The following is a 17,285-nucleotide window of genomic DNA, read 5'->3' as shown; positions in this document are numbered from 1 at the left end:
TCAACTCCTCAGGAAAGCTGCATGGTCACGTTGATGTTGAAGATGATTTCCACAAAACCGCGCATAGGCGTGTAAGTGGCAGACAGACCCGCATAACGGCCAATGGCATAATCGTTCGGGTTGTTTTTAACGTAGGTTTTAAACGGTACCGCGTTTACCGGAGTCTGCCCGTTGACCAGGCCGTAAGAAACGCCAGTGTTGAATACGCCCTGTGCAACCTGCTGCAGGCGGTCAATACCATCCTGGTTGTAATACAGCGGATTGATTGGGTTGTTGCTGCCGTTGATAACGGCGTTGGCCAGCATCATATCGACGTTAATCTGTACCCAGTCCACGCTGTACCAGTACGTCATGTCGTTGCCGTCGCTTGTAACACCCTTCACCAGCATGGTGTTCGAAATGCCGCCCTCCGCGCCTGTGTCCACATAGTTGATATTCTGCTTCACCATCGTGGTCAGGATGCTTGCCTTCGCAGCATTCGCGTTTACCGCCTGCAGGTAGCGGAACGCCATTGGTGGCACTTTGTTAATTTCAGACGGCGACGCGGATACCAGATTCCACATTGCCGCCGCCGCGGCGTTCGTTACCGGGTAAGTATCATCGGCCATCGCGATGATGGATTTGATACCGGCATACGGCGTGACGTAGTTGGTATCGTCTGGCGTGTCTTCCAGCACGAAGAAATACTGCTTCGCTTCGTTCGCAGTGTAGAGTTTCGCCAGGTTGATGAAGTCAGCGTTAGCCTTCCAGTTTTCCGGGACCAGATACGCGTAAAAGCGCTTCAGGGGCTCCTGCATGTAGGTTTTGAGCGCGGCCACCTCATTCTTTGGCAGATCATCCTGATACCCCAGCTCCAGGAGATAGGTGCCAACAGAATTACCCTGGGCAAAAAACGTATCGACAGCAGTTACAAGCGCGTCACTCCCGGTTACCGAGAACTGCCCGACAGACGTTGGTGAACCATCAAGTGTGGAATCGACCACTGTCCAGGTTAGTGTGTGACTGTCAACCACCGTTGCCAGATACGTACCATTCCAGACGTTTGGCGAGCAATTTTTGATCGTAATCTCAACTTCATTTCCATCATCCCGGGTCAGCTCGTCACCAGCCGGTAGAGTAAGGGTGAAGTCAGACCCAAACGACGACGCCTCAGCCGTTAACGTGCCGATTGGATTGTCCACCAGGTCCGAAATATCTGACGGCTGCGTGAGCAGCACAGGTTTACCTGTCTCCTGAAGGGTCGCGCCAAAAGAAAGAATGGCGGACGTTTGCTGCAAATTCGACGGCGTGGCGCCAATCGTCTGCGAGACGTTCACAGTAACGATGTTGTAGCTCATTGTCTGACCTCGTAGTTAAAAATGACTTCTTTGATAAGCTGATGCGATATGTCCCGCGTCGTGGCCTGGTAATAATTCACGTCGAAATCCACTATTTTTTTCTTCGCCAGCGCGTTGATTTCCACCTGGTTAGATTTCGCGTCGCTGACGATCGGCATGTTGGTTATGCCGAATTCTTCGTCGTCGAGCGCCTTGTTCACCACGTAGTCAACAAAGTCCAGCGCCATCTGATTGCTGAAACCGTAGAGCGTCACCCGGACAGAATCCTGAGCGAACTGATAGCGATTGGTGCCCTGCACCGCCGACGCCATCTGCAGGGGCAAAGTATTTCTTACGTCTGCAGCGATATACGGTGGCTTAAGATTGGAAGGAACCAGGAAGGACGGATAAACCGTCGCGAACTGTTTCAGTGACAACCATATCGGTGTGCTGTTGGATAGAATCTGCTCATCGTTGATATCGTCCGGGCTGTCGATAATCTGCGAGCGCATGGTCGGGAGGATTGCCATTCCCCGGTAATGGAAAATGCCAGATTGCGTGTACCGGCTCTCCATGCGGGAGAAAGCAAACTGAGTCCCCTCGTACTCCCCCAGATAAATAGCGTTCGGATCCTCAATGTTGAAATCGTCGGCTTTGGTGATCGGGGTGAAAATGATGTTGTTAACGTCGCGGGAGGACGTGGCCGACTGCTCAGTGACAACCTGCCTGTGCAGGCTGCCCTTAATCGTCGTAGCGAGAGGGTTTGCGATCCCCATCCGCGCCAGCTCATCAGGCGTGATAATCTCAGCGTTTATCCAGTACACGAAACCATCGAGCGGAAGCACCTGGCGCACATAGAGGCGAAAGGTGATCTCCTGCCCGGATGAAATGGTTTCGACTGCTGCCTGGAGAACGCTGGATAGTTGAGTGCCGGTATTCTCGGCAATTTCATCAAGGCTCGGCATCGTTACCTATCCATGCGACAAAAGAGGATTTGAACAGACCACCATCAATGAACGATGGGCGACGTTCACCGCGCTCAATCTTCAGACGGGAATTCTTCCCTTCCAGCGCCGCCTTAGTTGGCACGCCATCAACGGACAATCCCGCCATTTCCTCGCCTTCGAGAAAAATATTGAACGCTTTCATGGTTTCACCCAGCAGCTCGCCGCCCGGCATTGGCGCACCGAACTGGATGTGATTGATGAGGGCCCAAGCCAGCGCCTCACCCACTTCAGGAATAATTTCCTTCTGATGCAGGTCCCAGAAATGGGTGAAAAGCTTGTAGCGCTCCTGCAGGTCTTCAGCGACTTCGTAAGTGGTTGCCGGGTTGTCGCCGTAGTCGTAAGGAATATCGATGACTCCCAGGCAGACTTTCATGGCGTGTACCCCCAAAGCGGCCCCAATTCCATGAGCACCGCAATAACCTGACGGCCATACAGATCCTGCATCAGCATAAGATCGGCCAGTGTGAGATTACTCATCGCATCGCTGATGGACAGTGCACCTGAGGTTCCCTGGTCTGCAGCTGAATTGACCAGTCCGTACACCGGATCGTTCAGCTCCATTTTTTTACGTTGGTCGACAAAGTAAGTACTGGGTGGCGTATCGATGGCATAGCGCAGCAGCAGAGAGCCGCCAGCGTTGTACACGGTGTTCGTGTAGATAATGGGCAAACATTCCAGCCCCAGCTGTTTCGGGATCAATTCAAGCGCTGACTGAAAACAACACTCCAGCGTCGGATCATCGTCAGAAATAGCGGTATCAGGAACACCCATCACGCCACGAACGAAACGGATATATCCGTCAAGCGTCGGGCGTATTGTCATTACTTTTGCACCTTCACGGTTTTACTCAGTTTCGGTGGATTCTCCTGATCCGGGTTTACAGCTTCACCAACGATTTCGATCTGAACCCCGTCATCTTTTGGCTTTTCACCGTTCTGGATGACAACGTTATCAACGGTGTTATTCAGCGAAACCGCGTTGGCTTCGAGAATTTTCTGTGACATGTCATCTAGGTTTTCGACTTTCTGCTCGTGGTTCTCTTCGATGCGCCCCACCGTGACTGGTTTGTCGATGGAATAACAAATACCGGAAAAATTCTTATCCACTTTGTCGGAGCGCTGGAACCCGTAGGGCTCATGTTGCTTGATGATATGGTTAATCACATCAGCGGTGTTTTCGAGCATGTGCTGGGAACCAGCACGGATCTTCACTCCAAAAGGCTGATGTTTTTCCGGCAGTTTGTAATTGAACATGTGTGGCTGGCTGGAGCAGTTGGCGATAAATAATTTCATGGTTTTTCCTCAAAAAAATAGGGAGCCAAAGCTCCCCAAAAGGCACGAAGTAAAGCGAGGTTTAAGAATATTTCGCGGAAAGCAGCGTCACGCCTTCCGGGCGGAAGTTCCAGCCCGGTGTTACTCGCTCGGTGTACAGCGTGGTAATACCGCCGTCCGGCATTGGAGACGGGATTTCTGTTGGCGCTGCAACATCGGTGAACATCACATTCACGGCCTGCTGGTTTGGCATCAGGGTTGCGAAGATGTTGGTGTTGATGTCCTGACGTGCTTCGGGTACGACAATTTCCGGGTTGGTGATAACGATCAGGTCGGTACCGCCAGCGCCTTTGCCAATCAGAGTGTCGTCCTGGCAGAAGATCACATCGTCGCCAGTGGCATCGCCAGCGATCGTCTTAGTCAGCCCTCCAACGGTCTGGGTACCACCTCCGGGGCGCTGGTAACTGGTCAGTTCAACGATCCCCGTCCACTCCAGCGCCTTCATGAAGCGCTGCGGACACAGCACAACGGTGGTAAGCGTCTGGCCCAGCAACATCATGCTGGTTTTCTGGTCGGCGATAGTACCAAGCAGGAATTTTGACATTTCGCCAGAATCCCAGGTGGTATACGAATCATTGCCCTGGCTGTCGCTGCCAAGGTTGACCGTTACAGCATTTGGCGAGTTAGTGATCCCTTCGTTGTTGGATGCCTTCACGCCGTACAGCAGCATATTACGCAGCGTCTGGGCATGGCCCTGACGGTTTGCCAGCTGTAACCCGTTGTTTAACGAATATCCCCACGCGCTCGCTGCCTCTGTATCGAGATAGCTGTACTGAGAACGTGTTGAAATACGATAAGTCATCATCTGGTCGTAGCTCGGCACGATGGATGATGATGGCAACTGGCCAGGCAGAGACTGGCCGACATGCGCCTGGGTACGGGCACGCAGGAAGCGTTGGTAAACAACCAGATCGTTAGACCCAATTTTGACGGTCGGTGCCCCGCCCGAAAGAATGTCGAATGCGCCGGAAGCCATGCTGTATTGCATGACAATTTCCGGCAACATCATGGAAGGCGATACCGTGGTAATCGCTGGTGCGAAAGCGCTCATTTATTACTCCTTAGATCAAAAACAGGCCGCACGGTTTGTCGTTTTCCCAGACAACCGTACCATCGATATTTTTCTTCACTGTCAGGTTCCCCTGCTGGGAAACCATCAGTAGTTTGATATCCAGTTTCGGATTGCCAGACGTCGCACTGGAGTAAACGTCGATGACGTTGTTCGTCAGATCCCATACGAAACCATCCGAACCAACGGCCTCGCTGCCGTTCGCCAGCGCAGCTACCTCCGCACTCACAGGGAGAGGAATACGCGCCCCGGAGCCAACACGGAAGTAATGCACAGAACCACCGCCGACATAGAGCGGAACATTATTTCCGGCGGTAATGATGCCGTGGTAAGCCTGGTTGGAAACGATGAACGCGTTGCATACCGTTGCGGTAGCAGGCTTCACGTTAGCCCCGGCTATGTTGGCGGCATCCGTAGCAATGCACTCCATGACACCGACGCCAGCCCATACAGGGTTAGTGCTGTCGAACGTACCAGAACAAAGCTGGAGTCGAATTGCAGGATCGTCCTGTGCATCACCCTGCACTAGGCCACGCGACTCGACGTTGAACATGCCTGTCGGTGAGCCTTGGGTTTTGAATGGGTTAAAAGTGATATCAGACATTGTTCATGCTTCCTTGAGTGTGGAATTTAGCGACACGGCGCGGCGGAGTTTTGAAGGCCGCCAGCCAGACATTTGGATCACCGGCATATTCAGTGATACGACGACCTGCTTCATCCATACGAACCCGTTTGTTCAGATGCCCCTGGGTGTTATTCATCTCATCGTCGATGGCTTTACGCGCATCGTCGTAGATCGCTTTTTCCAAAACTGTGAGCACAGCGGCGTCGGAAACGGCGCGAATGTTCACATCTTTGTTATCAGGGGAATATTTCTGAAGGGCAATCAGGGCACGCTTGCGAAAATCCAGCGATTTTTCACCGGGAAAAGGTTCAGGAGAACGCTTTCCACATGCTGAATAGGCGCTGTCACAACGTACACGCGCTTCTGTCATCGCTGAGTCTTCGCGGGCTTTTTCTTCAGCGTCTTGCTTGGCCTTCTCCTCTGCTTCCGCTTCATCCTGTTTGGCCTTTTCTTCCTCGGCCTTTTTCTTGGCTTCGGCTTCTTCAGCGTCCTGCCGTTCCTTTTCAGCTGCATCCTGCTTAGCTTTCTCCTCCGCTTCGGCTTTCTCCTTCTCCTCTGCGTCCTGTTTCGCTTTTTCGTCTGCGTCCTGGCGGGACTTAATCCATTTGTCCTGAGAGTCCATTCGTGCTGACATGGCTTCAAGTTTGTTGTTTACTCCACCCAGCGCGTCGGAAACGGCCTTCTGGAGCAGGCTCTGGAGTTCTTCTTTGTCCATCTCTATGTCACCTTTGTTGGTTACCTCGATCCCCTCGGGGACCCCTTCTTTGTCCCAGACTCCGAGAGAGCCGTGGTCTTTCGTTACTACTGCAATGTGATCGAGCAGGAAAGGAACCCCTTCGATCAGTAGGTTGGAATCTCCTTCTGCTCGTTCTATACAACCGGATTCACCCCCAAAAATTACCGCCGGGCTCGTCGAGGTTTGTTCATTGATGATTTTGTCTACGACCTCTTTCACGTAGATCCTGACAATCGCCCAAACCTCATCCCCCTTGATGTAAGGGAGCATTACGCTACCGACACTGCGCTTTTTGAATTCCTCCTCACTCATTGGGGCCTTCTCTGCGTGGTCCCACAGAACCGGCAACCCATTGCAGCGGAGAAGAAATCCTTCATTGAGATAGATGTCCGGGTCCCGCCATACGAATTCTTTCTCGCCATAGCGGTACGCGGCGCCTGTCCCGGTGATACGCATGTTCACCAGCCACATGTTCGAGAACTTCACTGGCGATGCCAGCGTGCCGTCCCGGATGTACTGCGCTGCTTCAAACTCGGTTAAATTCACGTTTTCCCTTCTCCGTTAAAAATTCGATGGGCAGTTTTTGAGGCGCATAAATCGGGAATACCTGGCAGCTGCAGTAAACCTCCTCGCCGGCCGCGGTGATTTCGTCGTAAAAACCGTGCATGGGTTTGATCAGACCCTGTTCGACGGCCCATGAGCCGCGCAGCAGGTAAATCAATGTGTCACGGTCTTTATGGTCAACGCGGTAGTTGTAACCGGGCCGGCGCCAGTTGGAATGCCAAACAAAGGCGATTGCCCCGCTCTGTACTGAAAGCAGGTATTTCACGTTGCTGGCGAGTTTATGGCCCTGGTCTATTGCCACCCGGCGGCTGATGTAGTCGAGATCGGAAACCGACTTTCGCATTGCCTGTTTCTGGGCGTTTTTGTCGATTTCGCTAACGCCGTCCGGCGGTATCGACGTCACCCACCCCTGAAAACGCTGTACCGTGCGTTCAATAGCCTGCTCCCTGTTTAACTGGATCAGGTTGGCGCTGGAAAAAATGCGTTTATTGAGTTCTTCGCGGAACTGCGGTTTCAGCTTATCGAGGGTGACTTTCGTAGGGCCGTCAGGCGGCTGGTCTTTGAGTGCGCCACCGTCAACAACAAGGCGGCTATAAATGGCGGTGAGGTGCTTACGGGCGACATCCGCGTCGGGCGCTTCCCGTGTGGCGGCTACGCGAAGCTTTCGGGACCAATCGAGCAATGATTTCTCAGAATCCCAGCCATTTTTCACGTAGTAGTTGATCGCGTCCGTCAGTACCTCATAGAGGCTTTTACTCCTCCTTTTCTTCCCCGCCCGGATGATTGCTGTCATTCAGTGGCTCCTGGGGTGGCGGCGGAACGTAGTTCGCCAGTGCGTCTGTATCGATGATGAGAGGAACATCGCCGTAGGTCTGAGTGGCGTTGACTATGCTCGCCAGCCATTCAGCGACGATAGCGCGGTTCTCTGGATCGATATTGGTGGTTAACGCCGTGAAAAGGTCTTTTGCCTGCTGAATCACCTTACTGTCGGCCTCGCGGCGTTTATCCGGTGACTCTTCGACAAGCTCTTGCCACTTCGCTGTAAACTCGCGGCGCCACATGAAGAACGTTGTCTGGTAGTCCTCTGTGATGATGTCCGGGTAGTCGTTCTTGAGGGAATTGTAAAAATCCTCGCTCCAGGCGATGTACTGAACCAGGCGCTCGAAGTAGTCCATGACAGGTTCAATAAGCTGGCGTACACCGTCGATATACTGGCTTATGGCCTTCGAATCTTCCGCCCCATCGCTCCAGCCCTTGGAAAAAGCCTCTTCTTTGATGAGGATTGCAGGGACGTCGCTACCGGAAGCAATATCAGAAATGATGCTGTCGCGGGATGTGGTAAGCGCTTTATCGATATTTTGCAGATTAAGAGATTCAATATCGTCGTTTTGCCCGATACTGATCACACCTTTGTTCCTGGACTCTTTAACAAAATCGCGTTTTTTCCCGGTTGCGGCATTCATGATGCCGGTCATCACCGAGCCGTTCTGCTGAACTTTGGCGACCAACACGCCCGCTTTCTGGCTAACCAGGTCATTGGCAACCATTGTCCCGATATAGGATTTCATCGAATACAGAACACGTTGGAACACGCTGCGCCCGGTAAACCCAAACGCTGAATTCTGGTATTCCAGATAGATTGGTGTGCCGTTGAAAACCTTCAGCGTTCGGGATGAATGCCAGCTTTTTGAGGCTATTTTTAGCGTTGCATTCGCCTGCTGAAAGTACCGGCTATTCGGGTTCTGGTCGGTAACCATGCTGCCGGAAGCATTCAGTGGGTCCCACACGTTTACGTAGACTTCTTCTTCGGTAAGCCCAAAAGTCGGCAGCGGATCCTTACAGGGTGTGGACGTCGTTCCCACGCCGATAGCCGCGGCCCCGTAACACCGGGAGATGAAGAAGAAATTTTTGATTTTTTCGTTTAGCTCCATCCGTTCCCAGACCTCCTGGAAGCGGCGAACTACGCGTTCATCCGGGTCCGTGTCAACGCTGTATTGCCGTGGCTTACACATCGCCATAGAAATGGGCTTTTCAACGAGTTTTCCGCCAAGCGGATGGAACTGCCAGAGCAGCTTACAGACCTCATAGCCAACGTCGGTACCGGGCTGAATTTCATCAGACTCCAGTATCTTCGCCAGCGCAGAGCTAAGAGCCGCGTCAATCTGAATCTCTGCCATAAGGCTCCCTGTTACAGTGCTTCGTAGTTGCCGAACACGATGATCAGGCCGTACGTGTAGCAATCGAATAGGTCGTCAGCGCGTTTGTGCGCCTTCGGATCGGCCAGGTGGAACCCGGCGATTTGTTTGATGAGGTGGTTAGCCGTGACCTGCTTAAACGTGACCGTTTTGTCGTAGGCTTCCTTCGTGATTTTGCATTTACCGAGGTAGTGGTGGCCGGATGCCAGCACCGCACGTTCGTCCTTGCCCTTCCCGGTCAGCGCCGACTTGATGGGCTTCATGTCCCATCCTTCTGTCTCTGCTTTCTGGTTCAGGATGGCACCCATCGCGGCGTCTTCCATGAACACGCCCTGACTGCCCATACGTGGACGGCATATTTTCGCCAGGCGCTCCAGGTTGGCGTAAACCCCCGGCATAAACTCCGGCAGCAGTGACGCTTTAATCTGGGTGAGGTCGTAATCGATGATGGTTAAACGCGGCTCTGAGTACGTTTGTTCGTAGGCGTAATAGACAACGCCTGTCCCGTCGTTCTCAGTCCCCCCTTTCAGCGCGGTGTCCATCACAGCGAATATCATGTCGCAGGTGGTTGGCATCGCGACTGGCAGGTCGTCGATCATCAGTTTGTTGACGTCGAGCAGCGCCTCCGCTGACCAGTCCACGAATTCCGCCAGAAATTCCTGCTGGAAGACGCGCGGGTCGTTAGCCTGGCGCTCTTTCTCCAGTTCATCCGGCGGAACATACGGGTTGCTCGATGTCGGCGCATGATGCTCATGGAAGCCCAGCGATTTATCGTTGCAGATGGCGTAGAAAAAGTTGTCGTCGTCATTGCCGTTCGGTGTGGAGAACACCCATGCGCGACCGCGACGGGTCAGCAGTGTTGGCTTAATCGACTTAGGCCATATCTCCTTCAGCATTTCCGGCGATTTGGTAAATGCCGCTTCGTCGATCAGCACCACATCGTATTCACGCCCACGCCCGGCCAGCGGGTTGTTGTTCGTTACCCAGAAGTCAATGCGGCCTTTGTTCTTCAGGATGATTCGACCGTCGCTGCGCGATTTGCTTTTGATCAGCGGCAGCAGTGCTTCTTCCAGATAATCGAAAATTTCCTGCTGCTGGCGGTATTCAGCGGTAAAGATACCAACCCTGCCCCCCTGCAGCCGTTCTCCTCCCGTCTCTTTGAAAAGTGACGTTGCGTAGGAAATCGCGATGTTGCCCAGGATGGCAGTTTTACCCCAGCGTCGGCCGCAACGGACAACGTTGTACTGGTGCTGGCTGCCTTCGGTCCAGACGCGTGACTGAGCGGTGTGAAGCTTTTTGCAGAATATCTCCGCCATTATTCATCGCCCTCGTCGATATCCTCCTGCGTGGGCTGAACCGCGCCGGGAACCTGCAGCGCGTTGTGAACCACAATCAGGCTGCTCTCTTTATCCCCGGTACGTATGCGCTCGATCTCGGCCTGAATCTTCTCGTTACGCAGCCGCTTCCATTCGCGATCGTAATCGTCTTCATATTCGCCGCCTGCAGTTCCTGCAGCTCCTGCACCACCTGCACCACCTGCAGGCAGTTTCCCTTTCGTGGCTTTGAGGTAGGCCAGAAGCTCCTTACGGGCCGCCTCGGGACTTGCCATCCTGACCTTCAGGCCATTCATGGTTTGTTCGACGCCTGTCACAAGCCAGCGCTCGGGCCCGTCGAGCATGCTGGTATCGGCAAAGAACAGATCCATTTGCCCATCGCCATTACAACGCGGACATGCTTCGTTAGGTATGGTGGTTTCAACGAAACCTACCCCGCCGTCAAACGCTGGCGGCGTCCGGCTCTCAGCCAGTGCCGAGGCACAGGCGCGCTCGTATTCGTCAATGTCACGCCACTGGTAGTGGTGGTCATCACCCCAGCAATAGCGACAGTTAACGCGACGGATATGAGAAATCAGGTTTGGGTCTGCTGAAGCGATGGAAGAGAGCTGATGAATGATTTCCTGCTCGGTCAACGCAAGGCGTTTCTGACGACGATCGCGCAGCCAGCGTATGGCTTGCGAAATGTTGTGTTTTCTAACCATTCTGCTCGCCTGCGCATAGGCGGTTTTGGGATTGTCGCTGTATCCTGCATCGAGGTATGCATCAATGAGTTTTGCTCCCTTAGCAACCGCCTCAGCAAATTTGCCTTCCGCTCCAGAAAGCCCGAAATCACTGGGGTTGAAGGACTCCTCCTGCTCATCGAAATGGAGAGGGGTAACGACTTTCTCAGGCTTTTTTTTAGGAGATTTTTCAGGGCAGTTTTGCGCAGTTTTTTGCGCAGAATTGCGCACTTTTTTTTGCGCAGTTTTTTGCGCATTTTGCGCAGATTTATCACCTGCGCTTTGCGCATTTTTATGAGGCTTTTTTACGTAGCGTCTGACGCTGTTGTATACCAACCCCTGCTCATCACACCACGCTTCCAGCGAGATACCGGAGCGCAGGTAAGCAGCAGAATATTGTTGCTGTAGCGCCTCCCGATCCGGTTTGCTCATTGATTATTCCTGGTTCTTCTCCACCTTAAGCAGTTCGCGCAGCGCAAACGCATCGCCTTCCCGGGCGAGTTTATAGAGCGCCGTTCTGAGTTCAGCTTCACCGCGTGCACGTCCTTTTCGGATGGCAACGTAAAACTCATCGAGCTGGTCCTTGTCCTGCTTCATCACGTCAAAGTCGATGTCCAGAACGTCAGCGATTTGCTGGGCTGTCATCCGGCACGCAGCCAGTGCTTCAGCCTTCGCTTTGTCGTAATGGATCCGCTGGCTCATCAGGAATGTCCTCCAGCTTCTGAAGCGCGAGTTCCGCGATTGTCTTCAGTGCTTCGGCAGTGTTGATGATGTTCAGCTTGCTCTTTGCGTTGATGACGGCTTTGAAAACCAGGTCGAAATCGCTGGCGCGTCCGGCCACAATCAGGCGGTCTTTTGCCTTTTTCCCTACTTTTTCCAGCGCCTCGATAAACAAGGTTTTCTCTTCCGGGAGGAAGGCGATCACCAGGTCTTCATAAACGGGCTGAACGAACGAGAGTGTCTGCACCTCAACGTCGGAGATTTTGAAATCATCGTCGGTCAGGCCAGAATAAAGCTTGAGGTCGAGGCTGTTGATCGAGTCGTACAGCTCCCGGAGGATGTTGCTGTCATCCTTCCCTTTGATCGAGTTGTGGCTGAGCTGGATCGCCAGCTGCTCGTCGGCGGTCAGTTCGCTCACAATCTCGATAACGTCTGACTCCACCAGCCCGGCTTTAATAGCTGCCTGGGTTCGGTGGTTACCGGACAACACGGTACCGCGATACACAACAGGCAGGCTGGTAAGCACGCCGTCGGCTTTGATGTTCGCCACCAGTCGGGCGAATTCATCCGGGTCCATGTAGTGAGCGTTCTTTTCCAGCAGCGTCAGTTCTGCCAGCGCGACGCGCCGGATAGCGGTTTCAATTGGCATATTTTCGGTACCACTCTCTGAAGATTTCCTGCGGCGACAGCTCACGTACTGCAGACGAATAATTCAGGAATCCTTCCCCGCGCTTCGCCAGTTTGTAGATCCCCCGGTACTTCATCGATATCGGTTTGGTGGTGAACGCAGTGGTGTACACCTCCTGAATGTCGATGAGGTACTGACGGTTTACGTGAGCAATGACGTCCCGGCTCGTTGCCAGCATGGGAATAAGTTTCGACAGCTTCCGGTGCCGCGACGTTGAGAAATCACTGAGCATGTAGATGTTGTGGATCTTGTCGCCGTACTGCGCCATCGAGAAAATGAATGCGCCCGCCAGCATGCCGTCCACCAGCACCGCGAAATTCATCATCCCCGCCTTGTGGTTGATGCCTTTCGCCAGGTAGATATTCTTCAGGAAGTTCAGCTGCTGCGCGTTGAGTAACGCAATCTCCACCCTGCTGTTTTCTGTTATCGCCGTGACGTCCACCAGCCGATACCGGAACGGCTGAGATTTTTTCACCTCACGCCGAAGTGATGACCGGGCATCATTTGCGTACATGTAAATCGGCTTATTGCTGCCGGCGAACATGATCCGCGGTTCGATGTTCTCCATGCGCCGATCAGAAACGATGGCAAAGTTCTGGTTCTCATCCAGCAGCCGTTGAATCAGCGCTTCGGTTCCTTCCGGATCCCAGACGCCATATTCAGGCGCCGCCCAGGTAACACTGGTGTTGACGAATTTATAGATATTTTCATACCCACCTTTGTACGTCGGCGCGAACATGATCACGGTGCCGTCATGCTCCCGCGCGGCGTCAATCTGGTGGTGGAAGTCTCCGGCGTGGAACCCGTCAATGGTGAACCCGTCGGTATAGCGCAACAGCTTCTCCCGCTCGATGCGGTGGTAATCAGAAAGGTTTCGCATAATGTGTGCGAAGTGGGCCTGACTGTACTGATTATTCCCTTTGAACCGGGCCAGGGTGATGGCAAGGCAGATCGCAGAGGTGTTTGCCACCGCGTCGCCGCGCAGCTGGTTGAGAGGTTCGAGGCGACCGGAAAACTCCACGTCGAGTTTCTGCCCGGTCAGCAGGTTGCCGACGGCGCAGGACAGCAACGAAACGTCATTCCCGTACACCGCCCGGTCGGGCATGAGGTTTTTAATGGCGTGCTCTGTACGAAACGAGCCTGAGCAGCCTATAAAGATACGAGGTTTCAGCTGGATATTACCCAGGATCTGGGTGATCAATTTCTTCGGAATCGAGCCTATAAACATACATTTACCGTTATATATCAGCAACTTATGCTATAATTATTAACGTAAGTTATTGTTTTTCATAGGAAGGAGTAACGATGAAAACGTCCTGTTTTTCTCTCTACCGCGGCGATGGCCGAATCAGCATTGCCCGCTACGCGCCGCGCAATACCCCGGCGGGATATCACACGTTTAAAAAGCTGGCACCGGGGGAATGGTTTAACTCGGTTTCAGTTTCCCGCTATATCGAACTCTATGAGAACGAGATACTGGCGAAGCTGAATCCGGAACAGACGTGGAACGAATTGCACCTGCTGGCAGGCTGTGAGCCTGTGCTGCTGTGCTGGGAGCCGCCGGGAGAGTTTTGCCATCGGCAGCTGGTTGCGCGGTGGTTCAGAAAAGAGCTGGGGATTGCTGTTGAAGAGTACAATCCCCACGCCACACCGCAGCTAGACATGTTCTAAAGCGGAGCCGGGGAAACCCGGCTTTTATTTGAACACGAATCTGGTTTTCAGAATCCCGTCGCCCGCAGAGACCAAATCAACCGAAGATTTTTTGCCATCAAGGTAAGGAGCATGGCTGTCGTAAATATTTTTCCAGTGGGCTAGAACGTCTAATTCTTTATCCAGGGCAGCTTCACAGTAGAGAAGTGTGTTTCGGCAATGGCTGAACTTATTGATTAAGTCAGTTATTGCTTCTTTATGCTTAGCTCTGTCCTGCGGAGTAGCCCCTAAATGTATTGGCATTTTGAGTAGCGCATAAACGTAATCAGCAACAGCCTGCTTAAATTCCATTTTAGCCTTCAACTCATCTTGCTTCTTCCAGCGAAACATCGCCCACCCAGCAACGATTACAGCTAAGGCAGTAAAAATTGCTGAAATTGAGGCCCATACATTTGCCCAATGCGCGTGTGTTATGCCCCACCAAATTTTCCCCCATTCACAGGATAAAATCATGTCCCAAACTGCCGCTATGTTCATCAATATCTCCTTGAGTTAAGGAGATTATTCTACCCTGGCAAACGCATAACTGCCGATACCCTCGCGTCCGAGCTGCGTCTCAATTCCGTTGCTTTCCATCAGCTCGAAGCCCTGCTCTCCGAACCAGGCCACGAGACCGTCGTGGGTCCAGTACCAGATGTGTTCATCCCGGCGGAAGTGGCGGGACCGGATGACGTGCTCAGCGCCGGAGAAAATGGGTACCGAAACGAAAACCCATTTTTCCGCTCGTGCGACGGCGACGTCCGGGCGGTCGATGTGCTCCAGGCTATCCCAGAACGTCAGCGCAGGATAACGATCCCGGTACAGGTTCGCCCAGGCCCCGCGCTCTTTCAGCCACTCAATCCCTGCCGGGTTTACGTCGAACCCCTTCGTTTCCGGTCTGGCCGTGACAAATTGCCCTGCCCCAATCCCTACGTCGAGGACCGGGCCGGTATAGTGCCGGGCCACCAGACGAATACGCGCCGCCGTCAGTTCGCGCCCGAGGTCCGTGTCGGCCATCTCCTGGTAACGGGAAAAATAATCCGCATCGTATGGGCGTGTTTTCGGTACCGGGTACCGGCCCATCCCGAGTTCCGGCAGCCAGACCAGCCCGCGCTTAATTTCCTGAGAAAAACGTTTCATGCTGCGTTCCGCCTGCGAGCCTGCTGGTACACCGTGGTGATGAACCCCTCCACTTTTTCTGGAAGTTCGGTGATCGTTTTGTCGCAGTCGTGGATCATTTCCTGACAGCGGCAGTAATTATCCGGGTAGACGAATAAAGCGCGGGACAAATCCATACAGCGCGGGTCGGTGACCTTCAGATGGTGGTTGTTACCGCCATTACCACCAGCGAGACAAACCATCGGTCGCTGGTAGGCCAGCGCCGCGTGCATGATGACGCAGGGCCCGGTCAGCACGATGTCGGCACGCTCCACCAGCGCAAGCATTTGCCAGATGGTCAGTTCACCATTGTGGAATTTTTGGTGTGCAAACGGCTCACCGTCTGGGATCCATTCCTTCCCTTCCTGCACGTCGGCAACGCTGATGACGTGAAATCCACAGATGGCCAGGCGACGCGCAACGTCGTCAATGTGCTGGTTCAGTGGGCCGCGGCTTGCGTTATGCCATTCGGTGCGTTCCGTTGTTGGGCGAATCACTGCCACCGGCTTACCCGCCGGAATGCGGATATCTGCAGGCGCATAGCTGGGCAAATCCATCCGCGCTGGCGCGGTACCGAACTGCTGTTCCATCGCGTCGAAGATGCTGCCAGTCTGCAGGTGACCATTTCCGTAGAAAATCCGGGTGCGCGGGATGCCTGGCGGCTCGCGCTCGAACATCGCGGTGGAAGACTGCTCGCTTTTCTTCTGGGTGCGCAGCGGGGAGTTTGCGTGAACGAAGTGAAGGTTAGAAATTCCGGCGTAAATTTCCGGCAAAGGTGTTTTCAGCCAGATTTCGTGGCCTTTTTGCGCCAGCGCTTTGATGAAGCAGCGCTGATTAATATTGTCACCGATGCCGTGCATCCCGTCGAAGTACAGTTTTCCAGGCATAAAGTGCCGCCTCAAGTGGTAAACGTTTAAAGCATGTCAGCGCGGTCTCGCGTGACGCGTTGATAATCTCCACGCCTGGCAAAGCGCCAGCGAGAGAAGAAAAGTCGGAGTGCCAGCGCCCTACTTCTCGCGGTACCGGGTTGTGCATCGTTGCCGGGTGGCGGCCATGCCAGTGTGCGCCGTTCGCCAGGGTGCAGTCGTAGCCGAGAAGAATCACCCTCTTAGCGCCGAGGTGTGCAGCCAGTTGAATGGCACGCTGCCCGGAATTGAACGGGCCGTTATCTGATGGGGTGAAAAGCTTAACGCCGAACCGGGAGTGCGCCCGTTTGCTCTGGGTCCAGAGTTCGGCGCGAGTCTGAAGTGAATCGTGGTAGTGATCCCACCATGCAAAGTCGGCTGCGTAGATGTGCTGGCAATCAGGCACAGCCCTCCAGCTCGAATTAACCGCAATGACCGGATAACCAGAGCCGGAGGCCAGTGCGCAGTCGTTCGCCGTCAGCGACGGGCCACTGGCGACACAAATAAACGTTTTTTTCATTGGTACCGGAACGTCAGGTTATGATGAGGACGCACTGAGGCGAGTTTTCGGACGCACGCGCATAGACAGATTCAGTAACCCGAATGGGATCGCCACCACGTAATGGATGGCCCCACGTCTGCTCTGGCGGCGGCGCTGAATCACCGGCGACGATCACGCCTGTACCCGATACGCACTCCACCAGCTTACTGGTCGTGTCAGCACTAATCTGGGCCCAGGTCTGGTTCAGGACGATTCGTTCAGTTGACATAATTACCCCGAAATACCGAGAAGTGTTTTCACCGCAGCTGCATCCTGACAGGCCAGCAGCTGGCCGCCGAACGGCGTGATTTTGCTGAGGTCGACTGAACTACTGCCCATATAAATCTTGTAGTCAGGATGGAAAAGCACAGCCTTGCTATTCCCATCGACCGTTATCACATTAATCAGGTTCCCCGTATCATCGCGGACACTAATCGCGATCTGCCCGCGATTGTCGACAGTACCGGTGGCCTTGATAGCGACGTCAATCACACCGTCATCCTCGCCAAAATAGAATGCGATAACGTTGGCATCGGTCTGCTGCACGGACTTAAGCACCAGCTGGTGATTGAGCTGAAGTTTCCCGTCCAGTACCTGGTCGCCACTGGAACCCAGCGCCGATATCAGCTCAAGCAGTGTCTGCACATCGACCGTCAACAGAATGTCTTTGCCGAGGTCCGTTGCA

At 53.7% G+C, this 17,285-nt stretch carries 22 protein-coding genes; 1 reads left to right on the top strand and 21 read right to left on the bottom strand.

Annotated elements, in window-relative coordinates; genetic code table 11:
* Window positions 1–8: 8 nt before the first annotated feature.
* From VF709_RS17075 to VF709_RS17005, 15 genes are all read right to left on the bottom strand, one after another.
* Window positions 9–1,337, bottom strand: coding sequence for a hypothetical protein (locus VF709_RS17075; RefSeq protein ID WP_440232018.1), 1,329 nt, complete (start codon window positions 1,335–1,337; stop codon window positions 9–11).
* On the bottom strand, window positions 1,334–2,281 hold the full coding sequence (locus VF709_RS17070) for a hypothetical protein (RefSeq protein ID WP_440232016.1): 948 nt from the start codon (window positions 2,279–2,281) through the stop codon (window positions 1,334–1,336). Before VF709_RS17070 ends, VF709_RS17075 begins: the two co-directional genes overlap by 4 nt.
* Window positions 2,268–2,696 carry a hypothetical protein gene (locus VF709_RS17065; protein WP_440232014.1) on the bottom strand — a complete coding sequence of 143 codons (429 nt, stop codon included), beginning with the start codon at window positions 2,694–2,696 and terminating at the stop codon, window positions 2,268–2,270. Before VF709_RS17065 ends, VF709_RS17070 begins: the two co-directional genes overlap by 14 nt.
* Window positions 2,693–3,145: a hypothetical protein gene (locus VF709_RS17060; RefSeq protein WP_440232012.1), complete on the bottom strand. Its 453-nt coding sequence runs from the start codon at window positions 3,143–3,145 to the stop codon at window positions 2,693–2,695. Before VF709_RS17060 ends, VF709_RS17065 begins: the two co-directional genes overlap by 4 nt.
* Window positions 3,145–3,615, bottom strand: coding sequence for a hypothetical protein (locus VF709_RS17055; RefSeq protein WP_440232011.1), 471 nt, complete (start codon window positions 3,613–3,615; stop codon window positions 3,145–3,147). The genes VF709_RS17060 and VF709_RS17055 overlap by 1 nt, the downstream gene beginning before the upstream one ends.
* A gap of 61 nt (window positions 3,616–3,676) precedes the next feature.
* The gene (locus VF709_RS17050; RefSeq protein WP_440232009.1) at window positions 3,677–4,705 is read right to left on the bottom strand and encodes a hypothetical protein; all 1,029 of its coding nucleotides are present in this window, start codon (window positions 4,703–4,705) and stop codon (window positions 3,677–3,679) included.
* A gap of 10 nt (window positions 4,706–4,715) precedes the next feature.
* Window positions 4,716–5,327 carry a hypothetical protein gene (locus tag VF709_RS17045; protein ID WP_440232008.1) on the bottom strand — a complete coding sequence of 204 codons (612 nt, stop codon included), beginning with the start codon at window positions 5,325–5,327 and terminating at the stop codon, window positions 4,716–4,718.
* Window positions 5,320–6,630: an NUDIX hydrolase gene (locus tag VF709_RS17040; protein ID WP_440232006.1), complete on the bottom strand. Its 1,311-nt coding sequence runs from the start codon at window positions 6,628–6,630 to the stop codon at window positions 5,320–5,322. The genes VF709_RS17045 and VF709_RS17040 overlap by 8 nt, the downstream gene beginning before the upstream one ends.
* The gene (locus VF709_RS17035) at window positions 6,611–7,441 is read right to left on the bottom strand and encodes a hypothetical protein (RefSeq protein ID WP_440232004.1); all 831 of its coding nucleotides are present in this window, start codon (window positions 7,439–7,441) and stop codon (window positions 6,611–6,613) included. The genes VF709_RS17040 and VF709_RS17035 overlap by 20 nt, the downstream gene beginning before the upstream one ends.
* The gene (locus VF709_RS17030) at window positions 7,401–8,825 is read right to left on the bottom strand and encodes an anti-CBASS protein Acb1 family protein (protein ID WP_440232002.1); all 1,425 of its coding nucleotides are present in this window, start codon (window positions 8,823–8,825) and stop codon (window positions 7,401–7,403) included. Before VF709_RS17030 ends, VF709_RS17035 begins: the two co-directional genes overlap by 41 nt.
* An 11-nt stretch (window positions 8,826–8,836) precedes the next feature.
* Window positions 8,837–10,159, bottom strand: a complete 1,323-nt coding sequence (locus tag VF709_RS17025; RefSeq protein ID WP_213322348.1) for a terminase — start codon at window positions 10,157–10,159, stop codon at window positions 8,837–8,839.
* Window positions 10,159–11,331, bottom strand: coding sequence for a terminase small subunit (locus tag VF709_RS17020; protein ID WP_440232000.1), 1,173 nt, complete (start codon window positions 11,329–11,331; stop codon window positions 10,159–10,161). Before VF709_RS17020 ends, VF709_RS17025 begins: the two co-directional genes overlap by 1 nt.
* A 3-nt stretch (window positions 11,332–11,334) precedes the next feature.
* Entirely contained in the window at window positions 11,335–11,601 is a 267-nt protein-coding gene (locus tag VF709_RS17015; protein ID WP_440231998.1) for a hypothetical protein, read from the bottom strand.
* Window positions 11,564–12,268 carry a ParB N-terminal domain-containing protein gene (locus VF709_RS17010; RefSeq protein WP_440231996.1) on the bottom strand — a complete coding sequence of 235 codons (705 nt, stop codon included), beginning with the start codon at window positions 12,266–12,268 and terminating at the stop codon, window positions 11,564–11,566. Before VF709_RS17010 ends, VF709_RS17015 begins: the two co-directional genes overlap by 38 nt.
* Window positions 12,258–13,535 carry a putative antirestriction adenine methyltransferase gene (locus VF709_RS17005; protein ID WP_440231994.1) on the bottom strand — a complete coding sequence of 426 codons (1,278 nt, stop codon included), beginning with the start codon at window positions 13,533–13,535 and terminating at the stop codon, window positions 12,258–12,260. Before VF709_RS17005 ends, VF709_RS17010 begins: the two co-directional genes overlap by 11 nt.
* A 77-nt stretch (window positions 13,536–13,612) precedes the next feature.
* Here VF709_RS17005 and VF709_RS17000 point away from each other — a divergent pair, with 77 nt between their 5' ends.
* A complete protein-coding gene (locus VF709_RS17000; protein ID WP_440231992.1) occupies window positions 13,613–13,978 on the top strand; it encodes a DUF488 family protein, N3 subclade in 366 nt (121 codons plus the stop codon).
* 24 nt (window positions 13,979–14,002) lie between these two features.
* Here the strand turns inward: VF709_RS17000 and VF709_RS16995 are convergent, their stop codons facing one another.
* The 6 genes from VF709_RS16995 to VF709_RS16970 form a co-directional block, all read right to left on the bottom strand.
* On the bottom strand, window positions 14,003–14,494 hold the full coding sequence (locus VF709_RS16995; RefSeq protein ID WP_336241998.1) for a hypothetical protein: 492 nt from the start codon (window positions 14,492–14,494) through the stop codon (window positions 14,003–14,005).
* Window positions 14,495–14,518: 24 nt separating this feature from the next.
* Window positions 14,519–15,136: a methyltransferase domain-containing protein gene (locus VF709_RS16990; protein ID WP_440231991.1), complete on the bottom strand. Its 618-nt coding sequence runs from the start codon at window positions 15,134–15,136 to the stop codon at window positions 14,519–14,521.
* Window positions 15,133–16,041, bottom strand: coding sequence for a hypothetical protein (locus VF709_RS16985; protein ID WP_336242000.1), 909 nt, complete (start codon window positions 16,039–16,041; stop codon window positions 15,133–15,135). The genes VF709_RS16990 and VF709_RS16985 overlap by 4 nt, the downstream gene beginning before the upstream one ends.
* Window positions 15,998–16,579 (bottom strand): hypothetical protein, encoded by a 582-nt coding sequence (locus tag VF709_RS16980; RefSeq protein ID WP_336242001.1) that lies wholly within the window; start codon window positions 16,577–16,579, stop codon window positions 15,998–16,000. The genes VF709_RS16985 and VF709_RS16980 overlap by 44 nt, the downstream gene beginning before the upstream one ends.
* Window positions 16,580–16,592: 13 nt before the next feature.
* Window positions 16,593–16,829 carry a hypothetical protein gene (locus VF709_RS16975; RefSeq protein WP_336242002.1) on the bottom strand — a complete coding sequence of 79 codons (237 nt, stop codon included), beginning with the start codon at window positions 16,827–16,829 and terminating at the stop codon, window positions 16,593–16,595.
* A gap of 2 nt (window positions 16,830–16,831) precedes the next feature.
* Window positions 16,832–17,285: hypothetical protein (locus VF709_RS16970; RefSeq protein ID WP_440231988.1), on the bottom strand; the 454-nt coding region annotated here is incomplete at its 5' end.

The sequence above is a fragment of the Enterobacter sp. Lyrl_3 genome (assembly GCF_051948675.1).
Lineage (GTDB): Bacteria > Pseudomonadota > Gammaproteobacteria > Enterobacterales > Enterobacteriaceae > Enterobacter > Enterobacter cloacae.
Note: the sequence above shows the minus strand (reverse complement) of the source record. Positions and strands in the feature narration are given on the sequence as shown.